Below are 12,861 nucleotides of genomic sequence, written 5' to 3'. Positions count from 1 at the left end.
CACGTTGGTTTCTCGGCTGGAGGCAGGGGGTGACGGAGTATGGCACGCAGAGGATTTCCAAGACCGTTTCCGGCGGATCCTCGCCACACTGTGTAAACAATTAGTCGTTCAAAAGTAGGAATGAGTTCGCCTGTGGTTTTGGACTATTTGTTTTGTTGTTTTTTCAGCTCTTGGTCGGTGCCTATTCCTACATACGATTCCTGCAAAAAACGAAATCATCGCCCCGGTGTTCAGCGTCTTGTGAAGGCAATGCGCTGAACAACTGCCATTGATCAATAACCGATGAAGTAGGGACTGATGAAAAAAACAACATGGATGGTAGCCGTCGCGGCTGCAGTATTACCCACCCTGGTGGTCGCTGAGAGCGTGGACCTGAGTGTGGTCGGAACCATTATTCCGACGTCGTGCATCCCCGCATTTGCCGGTGGCGGCACGGTAGATTTGCGCAAAATATCCGCAGCTACCCTGAACAAGACCACGCAGACGCTGCTGCCGACCCACGACATTTCGCTGCACATCAACTGTGATGCAGAGGCATCGGTCGAGGTGTCGGTCAGAGACAATCGTACAGCCACCAAATTGCCGGGCATCAACGATGGTGCCGGTAATAACGATCCGGCTTTGTTCTACGGCCTGGGTGAAATCAACGGCATCCGTATCGGCGGATTTGCGCTGCGTCACGGTCGTCCGGAAGCCGACGGTGCGCCGCAGACTCTGATGACACGCACTCTGGCAGCACCGGCGTGGCAATTGCCTGCTTCGCCGCTGGTGGGCAATGCCCCGGCGCTCTACTCATGGGGTCCCGGCGTGGCAGCTGGCCCGGTCGCGGCCCGTCACCACGGGTTTCCGATGAGCCTGTTGCCGATCATCGGCCCGAGCAACGCGCTGCCGATCACCAGCGAGATCCCGCTCGATGGCTCGGTGACCTTCGAGATGTTCTACCTCTGATCGTCAGAACCCGGCCATTACCGGGTTCTTTCAGGTTCATTCAGCGCGCCCTTTGCCGGGTGCGCTGCCCCCTGCGGAGCAATACCGATGCCGATTTCAATGTGCCGCCCAGGCTTGCGGGCGTTGCCACTGTGCCTGCTCGTCTTGATTTTGATGCCCGGGGTTCACGCTGCCGGAATGGTGCCGCAAACCCCTGTGCTGGTGGTGGATGAGGGTGTCGGTGAAGCGACGATGAATGTGCGAAACACCGAAACGCGTCCGGCCCTGCTGCACACCACGGTCGAAAATATCGAGCCGCACGATCAACAGCTGTTGCTGTTCAGTCCGCCGATTGCCCGTGTCGAGCCTGGTGCGGTGCAGCAGGTACGGTTCATGTTGCAGAGCACCGAACCATTGCAGACCGAGCATCTGAAACGGGTGATTTTTGAGGGGATCAATCCTGTCGCAGGTGTTGACGGCGCCCGGGTCAATCTGGGGGTTCGGCAAAACCTGCCGGTGATCCTGCGCCCCGCCGGCCTGCCGGTGGAGCGCGAGCCATGGAAACGCCTGAGCTGGTCAGCCACGGCTGAAGGTTTGCTGGTCAGTAATCCCAGTCCTTACGTGGTGCGCCTGGCCAAAGCGATTGTTCCGCTGCCGGGCACGCAGGCGGTGGATCTGCCGCGTACCTGGATCCTGCCGGGGGAGCGCCTGTCTGTCGAGTTGCCGTTGAACGTGACAGTGCGAACCATGGCAGTGCGGATCTTTCCGGCGACCACATATGGCTTTGCGGTCGATCACTTTGATGCCCCGGTTACGCACTGATGCGCACGTGTGCCCGTCAGGGACTGGCACTGCTGATGGCGAATGCGATCGGCATGACGATGGCCAGTGAAGGGGTGGAATTCGATGCGCAGGTGCTTCGCGAGCGCGGGCTCGACCCCGCATTGGCTGAGTACTTTCGCCAGGCACCGCGTTTCTCCCAAGGCACATGGCTGGTCGCGCTTGAGGTCAATGGACAGCCACGGGGGCGGGTGTTCGTGGCATTCAATGAACAGGGCGAGCCGTGCCTGCAACCGGCCTTGCTCAAGGCTGCTGGCGTGCGCTCGCAAGCGGCTTTGACCCGCGCGCAACCGCAGCAGTGCCTGACGCTGGGTGAAGGTCTGCCAGCGGCAACCGTTGCATTGCATCCCGGTAAGGAACAGATCGACCTGCTGCTGCCGACGGACCTGTTGGCGTTGCCGCAATTCCAGCCACGCAGCTTCGCCAATGGCGGAGTGGGCGGCGTGTTCAATTACGATGTATTGGTCATGGGCAGCCAGCACGAGGGGCAACGTAGTGACTTTCGCAGACTGGGTTCGGAGTTCGGCCTGAATGCCGGCAACTGGGTCTTGCGCAGTCGCCAGTCCTATACGCAGTTGCCCGACAGCACGCGTTTCGAGCATCTGTATGCCTATGGCACGCGCACTCTGGAAGCTTACGAAGCCAACGTGCAGATCGGCCAGTTGAACTTGCAGTCGCCATTGTTCGCCGGCGAATCGTTCAACGGTGTGCAGGTTCTGCCGGAAGGTGCGTTCGCGCAAATGCGCGCGGCACAGGAGGGTGCACGTGGCGAGGTCGAGGGCATTGCCTGGTCGCCATCACGAATCGAAGTCCGGCAGAACGGCGTGCTGATCTACACCACGCTGGTTCCCGGCGGCCCCTTCACCTTGCGCGCGCTGCCGTTGTTGAGCAACCGGCTCGACCTCGAGGTCAGCGTGCACGAGCAGGAAGGGCGAGTGCGGCGCTTTCGCGTCCCGGCAGCCAGCCTGCAGGATCCACAATTCGATCGCGCCGACGGCTTCAACCTGGCGCTTGGCACGGTGCGCCGCCAGGGCTCGGATGGTCGTCAGGCGCCGTCGTTTGCCACCCTTGGCCGGGAGTGGAGTCTGTCGCGAGCGTTGCGCGTGAGCGGCGGGTTCCTCGGTGGGTCGGATTATCTGTCGGCAGGCTGGGGGCTGCAGCGTCAATGGCCGGGCAATCTGAGCACCGGTGTGCGCCAGGTGCTGTCCAGCGATCGAGACACAGGCATTGCAGGTCATGAAGTGCAAATGACCGTCAGTGCTGTGTTGTCGCCGAATCTGTCCACCAGTGTGGTTGCGGTGCACCGTGGCAAGGGCTTTCGCAGCCTGTCGGACACCGGCTGGAGCCAGCAGCAGGGACGGGCCGACGCCCCCGGGCGCGATCACTGGACATTTTCGCTCAACGGTACTGTCGAGCGCTGGGGGGCATTCGGCATGACCTGGTCGCGCTACACCAGCGAGGACGAGCCACCCAACATGCGCCTGGGATTGTCCTGGTCGCAGACACTGCCCGCGCGCATCAGCCTGTCGTTGAGTCTGGAGCGGGGGATCGGCGATGCCGACGCGAGGCAGCGGGGCACCTCGGTCTATCTGACGGCCGGGATGCCATTGGGCGATCAGCGCAGGGCTCGCAGCTACCTGCGCAGCGATCCGCGATCAGGGGTGCGCCGTGGCGTGTCGATGAGCGAAGTGCTCAGTGAAACCCTGGCCTATAGCGCCAGTGCCGAACAGCGTGAAGCCGCGGCGCCATCGCTGGGTTTGCGGGTCAACGCACTGGCGCATTACACCAGTCTGGATCTGGGCCTGAACCAGCGAGCCGGGGCAAGCGAATTCGACCTGGGGCTGCGCGGCGGCATGGCGTTGCATCGCGACGGTGTGACGCTGTCGCCGTATCCACTGCGCGAGACCTTTGCCGTGCTCAAGGCTGGCGACCGTGCGGGTCTGAAGCTGTACACGCCGCAAGGCCCGGTGTGGACGGATGGATTGGGCCGGGCGGTGGCGGCGAGTTTGCCGGCCTATTCCACAGCCCGGCTGGAAGTCGATTCGTTGAGTTTGCCGCGCAACGTCGAGGTGCTCGACGGTTATCAGGAGGTCGAGGCCGGGCGTGGCTCGGTTCAGCATATGGATTTTTCCATCACCCGCGTGCGGCGTGTGCTGTTGAAGGCCAGGACGCTTGACCGGCAATGGCTGCCCAGTGGCCTCGCCGTACAGAACGGGCAAGGCGAATACGTGACCACGGTGCTTGAGGCCGGGGCGATCTTTCTACCGGACATCAAACCCGGTCAGTCGCTGCGGGTGCAACTGTCGGATAGCGCGCACTGCGACCTGCAATTCAATCTGGCTGAAGCGCCGGACGAGCAAGCATTGATCGAGCCCGTCGACGCGCTCTGTCAGCCTTTGAACCTTACATGACCGAGTTATTGCGCATGCATCGATGGATTGTCCTGATCACGCTGGCATCGTTGGCATCGACCTCGGTCATGGCCAGCGAGGCCTGTCAGATGACGCTCTCACCGAGCACTGTGGACTACGGCGTTTCGACGCGGGCGGAGCTGCTCGCCCGGCCATTGGGCAATGACGGCAGTTTTGGTGTGCGCACGGTTCATCTACGGATTCAATGTCCGGCTGCGCGCGCCATCAGGTGGAACTTTGCTGCTCCGAGCAGCGATGCGCTGCATTACCGCTGGGCACCGGGACGGTTGCAGATACGCATTGTGGCAGCGCGTCTGGATGGCGCGCCGGTGCAATGGCAGCGCGATGATGGCGAGGCGGGCCTGTTGCAGCCTGGCGATCGCATCACCGCATGGCGCGCAGGCAGTATCGCCGCCGGACGCCATCTGGAGGTGGAGCTGGAAATCGAAGCGCGCGTCAGTGATGCCTCAAGTCGTGTCGCCGACCTTCAACGATTTGAGGGATTCGGTACGTTTCAGCTGGAATGATCAGGCTTCGGCCAGCAGTTTGATCGCCGCCGCGCCAACCTTGCGCACCGCTTCTTCGATCTGCGGTGTCGGTTTCGCCGCGTAATTCATCCGCAGACAATTGCGGTATTTGCCCGAGGCGGAAAAGATGCTGCCGACGGCAATCTGTACGCCCTGATCGTGCAGCGCGCGGTTAAGTTTCAGCGTATCGAAACCTTCCGGCAATTCGACCCACAACATAAAGCTGCCTTGCGGACGACTGGCGCGAGTACCGGCCGGGAAATAGCGCGTCACCCAATCGATCATCACGTCGCGATTGCGCTGATATTGCGTGCGCATCCTCCGCAAGTGCGGTTCGAAGTAGCCACCCTTGAGAAATTCGGCGATGGCGATCTGCGGCTGCGGTGCGGTGGAACCGGTGCTGATGTATTTCATGTGCAGCACCCGTTCCAGATAACGACCCGGCGCGACCCAGCCGATGCGCAGGCCTGGGGCCAAGGTCTTGGAAAACGAGCTGCACAGCAGCACTCGACCATCTTCGTCGAAGGACTTGATCGTGCGCGGACGCGGGTAGGTGTAGGCCAGTTCGCCATACACGTCGTCCTCGATGATCGCCACGTCGAAACGCTGTGCCAGGTTGAGCAGGGCGCGCTTGCGCGACTCCGGCATGATGTAGCCCAGCGGGTTGTTGCAGTTGGGGGTGATCTGGATGACCTTGATCGGCCATTGCTCCAGCGCCAGTTCCAGCGCTTCGAGGCTGATGCCGGTCAGCGGATCGGTGGGGATCTCCAGAGCTTTCATGCCCAGCCCTTTGAGCGTCTGCATAGCGCCGTGAAAGCTTGGCGAATCCACCGCGACGATGTCGCCCGGCTCGCAGATCGCGTGGATGCTGGTGGACAGCGCTTCATGGCAACCGGTAGTGATCACCAGGTCGCTGGCGCTCAACTGGCAGCCGGAATCGAGCATCAGCCGGGCGATCTGTTCGCGCAGTTCGAGGGTGCCGTGGATGTTGTCGTAATACAGACCGGGCATGTCCTGGCGTCGGCTGATCCGCGCCAGTCCGCGCAACAGCGGTTTCATCGTTGGCGTGGTCACGTCGGGCATGCCGCGACCCAGCTGCACCACGTCCTTGCGCGGCACCGCGCGAATCAGCTCCAGCACCTGATCCCACTGCGAAATCTCCACCGGCCGCTGCGCCGGCCGCCCGACTGCGGGCAGTTCCGGCAGCTCGCGACCCACCGGCACGAAGTAGCCGGACTTGGGTTTCGGCGTTGCCAGACCGCTGTCCTCAAGCATGCGATAGGCCTGCTGCACCGTGCTGAGGCTGACCCCGTGTTCTACGCTCAAGGCGCGCACCGAAGGCAGGCGATCGCCAGGACGGTAGAAGCCTTGTTCGATGCGGGTGCCGAGCAGTTCGGCGAGGTTCACATACAGGGTCATGGCACTGCCTCGATGCAGGTGATTCGTTAAACCAGTACAGATGCAGCAAAAATCGGTAATTCAGTCTCAGGAATGGCAAATCTGTATGGAATTAATACAGGTGTGTTGAATCTGTAATGCTTTTGCCGACCCGCGCATCATGGAATCTCTGGCTACCCAAGTAAACAGGAGCGGCAAAAATGAACGGCTTGAGCGATGTGCGGCTGACGTTACACAGTCAGGAACTGGCGGCAGGGCAGGAGGACAGTGCATGGAATTGCGCCATGCGCAACGCGCCGTCCGGCCTGAGTCGCTGGGGCCTGTTCTGGCATCGTCTGCACACGCGCAAGGCGCTGTTGAATCTGACGCCGGAGCAGCTCAAGGACGTCGGGTTGACCCGGGAGCAGGCAAATGAAGAGGGGTTGAAGCCGTTCTGGCGGATCTGAGATCTGAATTGTTCTTGCGGGCCTCATCGCTGGCAAGCCAGCTCCCACAGTATTTTGGTGTTCACAAATATTTGTATTCGCCGCAAAAACCTGTGGGAGCTGGCTTGCCAGCGATGGCGGCTTCAAGGACGCAGCAAAAACATCAGACCAACTCTTTAATCCGATGCCACAACATCCCCAACGCCAGCAACGGCGAGCGCAAATGCTTGCCGCCGGGGAAGGTGATGTGCGGCACCTTGGCAAACAGATCAAAGCCACCGCTGTGCTGCCCGCTGATCGCCTCGGCGAGCAGCTTGCCCGCCAGGTGCGTGGCATTCACTCCGTGCCCGGAATAGGCCTGGGCGTAATACACGTTCGGTTGATCATTGAGCCTGCCGATCTGTGGCAGACGGTTGGCGCCGATGCCGATCATGCCGCCCCATTGATAGTCGATCTTCACGCCCGCCAGTTGCGGAAACACTTCGAGCATCTTCGGCTGCATGTAGGCGCCGATGTCCTTCGGGTCGCGCCCGGAATAGTGGCAGGCACCGCCGAACAGCAGACGCCGATCCGCCGAGAGCCGGTAGTAATCCAGCGCCACCCGCTGGTCACAGACCGCCATGTTTTGCGGCAGCAGGCTGTGCGACAGTTCTTCGGACAGCGGTTCGGTCGCAATGATGTAACTGCCGGCGGGCAGTACTTTGCCGCTGAGTTGCGGATTGAGGTCGTTGAGGTAAGCGTTGCAGCCCAGCACCAGCGTTTTCGCCCGCACTGAACCTTGAGCGGTGTGGACGCGAACCTCGGAGCCGTAATCGATACGCGTCACCGCCGATTGCTCGAACAGTTGCACGCCCAATTGCTGTGCGGCAGCGGCTTCGCCAAGCGCCAGGTTCAGTGGGTGCAAATGCCCGGAACCCATGTCGATCAAGCCGCCGACGTAACGTTTGGAGCCGACCACGGTGTGCATTTCATCCGCTTGCAGCAGGCGGGTTTCGTAGCGATAGCCGAGGCTGCGCAGCTCTTCGGCATCTTCGGCAAAGCCTTCGAGATCGGCCGGTTTGTTGGCGAGGTCGCAGTAGCCCCAGGTCAGGTCGCACCGGATCTGAAAGCGCTCGACGCGTTGGCGTACGATTTCCACCGCTTCCAGGCCCATCAGTTTCATCTGCCTCACGCCATCAGCGCCGATGACGTTGCTGAACTGGTCGAGGCCGTGGCCGACCCCGCGAATCAACTGCCCGCCGTTGCGGCCGCTGGCGCCCCAGCCGATCCGGTGCGCTTCCAGCAACACCACACTGAGGCCGCGTTCGGCCAGTTCCAGCGCGGTGTTCAACCCGGAAAAGCCGCCGCCGACCACGCACACGTCTGCGCTCAGCTCGCCTTGCAGCACCGGATACTCGGGCTGCGGCAGACTGCTGGCGGCGTAATAAGAGGCAACGTGGGGTTGGCTCGCGAAGGTTCGGGCGCGGGCATTCATGGGCATCATCCAACGGCTGGGTGTCGAGAAAATTTGACGGAGCATAAGCCGCACGGCCGAAGACGGGCAACACTGGTCGGCCGTTGCTGTGTGGATCTCGGCTTTTGCGGCACAATTGCCGCCTATTTCATGTGGATTACCGTTTCGATGAGTTGCAACCGCCAGACCATTCGCGACCTGCGTCAGCAGATCCCCACGTTCGAGTGCGTGCCAGGCTGCCATGACTGCTGCGGGCCGGTGACCACCTCGCCGGAAGAAATGTCACGCCTGCCGCGCAAGACCCGCGCCGAGCAGGATGCGGCGATGGAAGAACTGAACTGTGTACACCTGGGGCCGAATGGTTGCACGGTGTATGGCGAGCGGCCGCTGATTTGCCGCTTGTTCGGTACCACCAAAACCCTGCCATGCCCGAACGGGCGGGGGCCGGTGGAGTTGATTCATCCACGGGTTGAAAAGCAGATCTTCGAATACATGGCGGCAAATCGGCAGGTGCTGGTTTAGCGCAATTGCTGGAACTGAGTCGACCCAATCGCTGGCAAGCCAGCTCCCACAGTGATCGTTGTCGTTCGCAGAATATGTGTCAATCACTGAACCTGTGGGAGCTGGCTTGCCAGCGATTGGGCCGGATCAGGCAGCACAAATCTCAGTCTGGAATGGGAAGGCTCAGGCTCTCTTTCACCTCTTCCATCACGATATAGCTTTTGGACTCACGCACATGAGGAAGCTTCAACAGAATGTCGCCGAGCAGCTTGCGGTACGAGGCCATCTCGGAAATCCGCGCCTTCACCAGATAGTCGAAATCCCCTGACACCAAATGGCATTCCAGCACGTGCGGCAGTTTCAGCACCGCGCGGCGGAACTCTTCGAAGGTGTCGCCGGATTTGTAGTCGAGGCTGATCTCCACGAACACCAGCAGGCTACCCTTCAAGTGCTGCGGATTCAGGCGGGCGTTGTAGCCCATGATGATCCCTTCGCGCTCCAGTCGCCGCACCCGCTCGGTACACGGCGTGGTGGACAGACCAACCTTCTCCCCGAGTTCGGTAAACGATATGCGCCCGTCCGCCTGCAGGATCCGCAAAATGTTGCGGTCGATCTTGTCCAGCTCACGTTTGGTCTGAGTGTTGGTACGCATAGGGGATGCGCCTCCGTGAAAAGGGTTTTTGCCGAGAATTGTCGCCAAATATAGGCGCTTATATAGTGAAATGCACTGGCCATTCTTTTTTACACTGCGCGCATCATTGCTCTAACAACAGACGTACGCGGCCCCGCCGCGATGAGGGATACAAAAATGCGCGTAATGGTCTTGGGTAGCGGCGTCATCGGTACCGCCAGTGCTTACTATCTGGCCCGTGCCGGGTTTGAAGTGGTGGTGGTCGACCGGCAGCCAGCCGTGGCCATGGAGACCAGTTTCGCCAACGCCGGCCAAGTGTCGCCGGGTTATGCCTCGCCATGGGCCGCGCCGGGTGTACCACTCAAGGCCATCAAGTGGTTGCTGCAGCGCCACGCGCCTTTGGCGATCAAAGCCACTGCCGACATCGACCAGTACCTGTGGATGGCGCAGATGCTGCGCAACTGCACCGCCAGCCGTTACGCGGTGAACAAGGAGCGCATGGTGCGTCTGTCCGAGTACAGTCGCGACTGCCTCGATGAACTGCGCGCCGAAACCGGCATCGCCTACGAAGGCCGCAGCCTCGGTACCACCCAACTGTTCCGCACTCAGGCGCAGCTCGATGGCGCCGCCAAAGACATCGCCGTGCTGAAAGAATCCGGCGTACCGTTTGAAGTCCTCGACCGCGCCGGCATTGCCCGTGTCGAGCCGGCACTGGCCAATGTCACCGACATCCTCGCCGGTGCTCTGCGTCTGCCGAACGACCAGACCGGCGACTGCCAGATGTTCACCACGCGTCTGGCGGAAATGGCCGTGAAACTCGGTGTGGAGTTCCGCTTCGGCCAGGACATCCAGCGCCTCGACTACGCCGGTGACCGCATCAACGGTGTATGGATCGACGGCAAGCTGGAAACCGCCGACCGCTACGTGCTGGCCCTCGGCAGCTACTCGCCGCAATTGCTCAAGCCGCTGGGCATCAAGGCGCCGGTGTATCCGCTCAAGGGTTACTCGCTGACCGTGCCGATCACCAACCCGGCCATGGCCCCGACCTCGACCATTCTCGACGAGACCTACAAGGTCGCGATCACCCGTTTCGATAACCGCATCCGCGTCGGCGGCATGGCGGAAATCGCCGGTTTTGACCTGTCGCTGAACCCGCGTCGGCGCGAAACTCTGGAGATGATCGTCAACGACCTTTATCCTCAGGGCGGCAATCTGGCCGAGGCGAGCTTCTGGACCGGTCTGCGTCCGACCACCCCGGACGGCACGCCGATCGTGGGCGCCACGCCGTTCAAGAACCTGTTCCTCAACACCGGTCACGGCACCCTGGGTTGGACCATGGCGTGCGGTTCCGGTCGTTTGCTGGCCGATCTGATGGCGAAGAAAAAGCCGCAGATCAGCGCCGAAGGCCTCGATATTTCCCGTTACGGCAACAAGCCTCAGGAGTCCGCAAAACATGGCAATCCAGCGCCAGCTCACCAATGAGCGCATGAGTCAGATCGTCACCCACAACGGCACCGTGTATCTGGCCGGGCAGGTCGGCGACAACTTCAACGCCGGGGTTGAGCAGCAGACTCGTGAGGTGCTCGCCAATATCGAGCGCCTGCTCGATCTGGCCGGGACTGACAAGCAGCATCTGCTGTCGGCGACGATCTACCTGAATGACATCGAGGCGCACTTTGCCGGAATGAACTCGGTGTGGGATCAGTGGCTGCCCAAGGGCGCCGCGCCGGCCCGGGCCACCGTCGAAGCGAAGATGGCCAAGCCGAGCATCCTGGTCGAGATCTCCATCGTCGCCGCGTTGCCGTAACCGATTCAAAGATCCCTCTCCCGGTGCTGTTGGCGGTTCACGTCGTCAGTCGGCGCCGGTTTTTATTTCCATGACCGCCTAGAAGTCTGCCGCCATGCGTCCTGCCCGTGCCCTGATTGACCTAGAAGCCCTGCGCCACAACTACCGAATTGCCCGCGAAGTCACCGGCGCCAAGGCGCTGGCTGTGATCAAGGCTGATGCCTACGGTCACGGTGCGGTGCGTTGCGCCCAGGCGCTGGAAGCCGAGGCCGACGGGTTTGCCGTTGCCTGCATCGAAGAAGCGCTGGAGCTGCGCGCGGCCGGCATCAAGGCCCCGGTGTTGTTGCTCGAAGGCATCTTCGAAGCCGATGAGCTGGCGCTGATCGTCGAGCATGATTTCTGGACCGTGGTGCACTCGCTGTGGCAGCTCGAAGCGATCGAGCAGGCGGCACTGAGCAAACCGATCACCGTGTGGCTCAAGCTCGATTCCGGCATGCACCGCGTCGGCCTGCATCCGAAGGATTACGCGGCGGCCTATCAGCGTCTGCTGGCCAGCGGCAAAGTGGCGAAGATCGTGCTGATGAGCCACTTCGCTCGTGCGGATGAACTGCATGAGCAGAGCAGTGCTGATCAGGTCGCGGTGTTCGAAGCGGCGCGTCAGGGCCTCGCCGCCGAAATCAGCCTGCGCAACTCGCCGGCTGTACTTGGTTGGCCGCAGATTCACAGCGACTGGGTACGCCCGGGCATCATGCTCTACGGCGCCACGCCGTTCGAAGAAGCCAACGCCGTGGCCGAGCGTCTGCAGCCAGTGATGACCCTCGAATCGAAAGTCATCTGCGTGCGTGAACTGCCCGCCGGCGAGCCGATCGGCTACGGCGCCAAATTCATCACCGACAAGCCGATGCGCATCGGCGTGGTTGCCATGGGCTATGCCGATGGCTACCCGCGTCATGCCCCGACCGGCACGCCGGTGCTGGTGGCCGGCAAACGCAGCCGCCTGCTTGGCCGCGTATCGATGGACATGCTCTGCATCGACCTCACTGATGTGCCGGAAGCCGACCTCGGTTCGACCGTCGAGCTGTGGGGCAAGAACATCCTCGCCAGCGAAGTGGCGCAGTGGGCGGACACCATTCCGTATCAGATCTTCTGCAACCTGCGTCGCGTGCCAAGGCTCTATTCCGAGGGTTGACGCCGCTGCGGGGGCCAAGTGTTGTAAATACTGAACGCTGTCGCCATGATAACGCTCAATATTCTTACAACATCAGGAGGCTCACGCCTTGGACGTCGGTGAACGACTGCAATCGATCCGCAAGCTCAAAGGGCTTTCCCAGCGTGAACTCGCCAAACGCGCGGGCGTCACCAACAGCACCATTTCGATGATCGAAAAGAACAGCGTCAGCCCTTCGATCAGTTCGCTGAGGAAGGTACTGGGCGGGATTCCCATGTCCATGGTCGAGTTCTTTTCCGAAGAAATCCTGCAGGAAGTCCCGACCCAGATCGTCTACAAGGCCAACGAGCTGATCGACATCTCCGACGGCGCGGTGACCATGAAACTGGTCGGCCGCGCGCACCCGAGCCGGGCCATCGCATTCCTCAACGAAATCTACCCACCCGGCGCCGATACCGGCGAAGAAATGCTCACCCATGAAGGCGAAGAAACCGGGATTCTGGTGGAAGGGCGTCTGGAACTGGTGGTGGGTCTGGAAACTTTTATTCTCGAAGCCGGCGACAGCTACTATTTTGAAAGTACCAAGCCGCACCGTTTCCGTAATCCGTTCGACGCGCCCGCGCGACTAATCAGCGCAGCCACGCCGGCGAATTTTTAAAGACAGAGGTGCCAGGCCATGACGGTGAAGGCATCCGATGAGTTTTTCCACAGCGCGGTATAACCCCTTCGACTATGGGGTTGTTTCAGTGTGGCGGGCTACCCGCTATACTTGCGCCCGCCTGCGAACCGTGGCC

Annotated in this window: 13 protein-coding genes; 10 read left to right on the top strand and 3 right to left on the bottom strand. The window is 61.3% G+C overall.

What is annotated here, in order from left to right:
- Positions 1–297 precede the first annotated feature (297 nt).
- The 4 genes from HDC30_RS11680 (at position 298) to HDC30_RS11665 (ending at position 4,705) form a co-directional block, all read left to right on the top strand.
- Positions 298–948 carry a DUF1120 domain-containing protein gene (locus HDC30_RS11680; protein WP_027610418.1) on the top strand — a complete coding sequence of 217 codons (651 nt, stop codon included), beginning with the start codon at positions 298–300 and terminating at the stop codon, positions 946–948.
- 87 nt (positions 949–1,035) lie between these two features.
- Positions 1,036–1,749 carry a fimbria/pilus chaperone family protein gene (locus tag HDC30_RS11675; RefSeq protein ID WP_183783041.1) on the top strand — a complete coding sequence of 238 codons (714 nt, stop codon included), beginning with the start codon at positions 1,036–1,038 and terminating at the stop codon, positions 1,747–1,749.
- Positions 1,749–4,178 carry a fimbria/pilus outer membrane usher protein gene (locus tag HDC30_RS11670; RefSeq protein ID WP_096796091.1) on the top strand — a complete coding sequence of 810 codons (2,430 nt, stop codon included), beginning with the start codon at positions 1,749–1,751 and terminating at the stop codon, positions 4,176–4,178. Before HDC30_RS11675 ends, HDC30_RS11670 begins: the two co-directional genes overlap by 1 nt.
- On the top strand, positions 4,175–4,705 hold the full coding sequence (locus HDC30_RS11665) for a hypothetical protein (protein ID WP_096796092.1): 531 nt from the start codon (positions 4,175–4,177) through the stop codon (positions 4,703–4,705). Before HDC30_RS11670 ends, HDC30_RS11665 begins: the two co-directional genes overlap by 4 nt.
- Here the strand turns inward: HDC30_RS11665 and HDC30_RS11660 are convergent, their stop codons facing one another.
- Entirely contained in the window at positions 4,706–6,124 is a 1,419-nt protein-coding gene (locus HDC30_RS11660; protein WP_096796093.1) for a PLP-dependent aminotransferase family protein, read from the bottom strand. It lies immediately after the preceding gene.
- Between the two features lie 179 nt (positions 6,125–6,303).
- Here HDC30_RS11660 and HDC30_RS11655 point away from each other — a divergent pair, with 179 nt between their 5' ends.
- Entirely contained in the window at positions 6,304–6,549 is a 246-nt protein-coding gene (locus HDC30_RS11655) for a DUF1127 domain-containing protein (protein WP_096796094.1), read from the top strand.
- Positions 6,550–6,691: 142 nt separating this feature from the next.
- Here the strand turns inward: HDC30_RS11655 and HDC30_RS11650 are convergent, their stop codons facing one another.
- Complete coding sequence (locus tag HDC30_RS11650) at positions 6,692–8,002, bottom strand: FAD-binding oxidoreductase (RefSeq protein ID WP_096796095.1); 1,311 nt, start codon at positions 8,000–8,002, stop codon at positions 6,692–6,694.
- Positions 8,003–8,149: 147 nt separating this feature from the next.
- Between HDC30_RS11650 and HDC30_RS11645 the strand changes: the two genes are divergently transcribed.
- Positions 8,150–8,503 (top strand): YkgJ family cysteine cluster protein, encoded by a 354-nt coding sequence (locus HDC30_RS11645; protein ID WP_027610425.1) that lies wholly within the window; start codon positions 8,150–8,152, stop codon positions 8,501–8,503.
- A 142-nt stretch (positions 8,504–8,645) separates the two neighbouring features.
- Here HDC30_RS11645 and HDC30_RS11640 read toward each other — a convergent pair whose 3' ends face one another.
- The gene (locus HDC30_RS11640; RefSeq protein WP_003177284.1) at positions 8,646–9,134 is read right to left on the bottom strand and encodes an Lrp/AsnC ligand binding domain-containing protein; all 489 of its coding nucleotides are present in this window, start codon (positions 9,132–9,134) and stop codon (positions 8,646–8,648) included.
- Positions 9,135–9,290: 156 nt separating this feature from the next.
- On the opposite strand from HDC30_RS11640, the gene dadA reads away from it, so the two are divergent.
- The 4 genes from dadA to HDC30_RS11620 all read left to right on the top strand — a co-directional run bounded on the left by dadA (position 9,291) and on the right by HDC30_RS11620 (position 12,725).
- Positions 9,291–10,595: a D-amino acid dehydrogenase gene (gene dadA / locus HDC30_RS11635; RefSeq protein WP_007962383.1), complete on the top strand. Its 1,305-nt coding sequence runs from the start codon at positions 9,291–9,293 to the stop codon at positions 10,593–10,595.
- Positions 10,567–10,920: a RidA family protein gene (locus tag HDC30_RS11630; RefSeq protein ID WP_103368155.1), complete on the top strand. Its 354-nt coding sequence runs from the start codon at positions 10,567–10,569 to the stop codon at positions 10,918–10,920. Before dadA ends, HDC30_RS11630 begins: the two co-directional genes overlap by 29 nt.
- Before the next feature lie 94 nt (positions 10,921–11,014).
- On the top strand, positions 11,015–12,088 hold the full coding sequence (gene alr, locus HDC30_RS11625; RefSeq protein WP_103368156.1) for an alanine racemase: 1,074 nt from the start codon (positions 11,015–11,017) through the stop codon (positions 12,086–12,088).
- Between the two features lie 88 nt (positions 12,089–12,176).
- Positions 12,177–12,725, top strand: a complete 549-nt coding sequence (locus tag HDC30_RS11620) for a cupin domain-containing protein (protein WP_007920393.1) — start codon at positions 12,177–12,179, stop codon at positions 12,723–12,725.
- The last annotated feature ends 136 nt before the right edge of the window (positions 12,726–12,861 follow it).

The sequence above is a fragment of the Pseudomonas sp. JAI115 genome (assembly GCF_014200835.1).
GTDB lineage: Bacteria > Pseudomonadota > Gammaproteobacteria > Pseudomonadales > Pseudomonadaceae > Aquipseudomonas > Aquipseudomonas putida_A.
The sequence above is the reverse complement of the archived record's forward strand: the minus strand, read 5'-3'. Positions and strand labels throughout refer to the sequence as shown.

Coding starts and splice junctions, on each gene's coding strand:
- HDC30_RS11665 (WP_096796092.1), top strand. CDS start 4,175: ATGACCGAGTTATTGCGCATGCATCGATGGATTGTCCTGATCACGCTG.
- HDC30_RS11650 (WP_096796095.1), bottom strand. CDS start 8,002: ATGAATGCCCGCGCCCGAACCTTCGCGAGCCAACCCCACGTTGCCTCT.
- HDC30_RS11660 (WP_096796093.1), bottom strand. CDS start 6,124: ATGACCCTGTATGTGAACCTCGCCGAACTGCTCGGCACCCGCATCGAA.
- HDC30_RS11680 (WP_027610418.1), top strand. CDS start 298: ATGAAAAAAACAACATGGATGGTAGCCGTCGCGGCTGCAGTATTACCC.
- HDC30_RS11630 (WP_103368155.1), top strand. CDS start 10,567: ATGGCAATCCAGCGCCAGCTCACCAATGAGCGCATGAGTCAGATCGTC.
- alr (WP_103368156.1), top strand. CDS start 11,015: ATGCGTCCTGCCCGTGCCCTGATTGACCTAGAAGCCCTGCGCCACAAC.
- HDC30_RS11655 (WP_096796094.1), top strand. CDS start 6,304: ATGAACGGCTTGAGCGATGTGCGGCTGACGTTACACAGTCAGGAACTG.
- HDC30_RS11645 (WP_027610425.1), top strand. CDS start 8,150: ATGAGTTGCAACCGCCAGACCATTCGCGACCTGCGTCAGCAGATCCCC.
- HDC30_RS11670 (WP_096796091.1), top strand. CDS start 1,749: ATGCGCACGTGTGCCCGTCAGGGACTGGCACTGCTGATGGCGAATGCG.
- HDC30_RS11675 (WP_183783041.1), top strand. CDS start 1,036: ATGCCGATTTCAATGTGCCGCCCAGGCTTGCGGGCGTTGCCACTGTGC.
- dadA (WP_007962383.1), top strand. CDS start 9,291: ATGCGCGTAATGGTCTTGGGTAGCGGCGTCATCGGTACCGCCAGTGCT.
- HDC30_RS11640 (WP_003177284.1), bottom strand. CDS start 9,134: ATGCGTACCAACACTCAGACCAAACGTGAGCTGGACAAGATCGACCGC.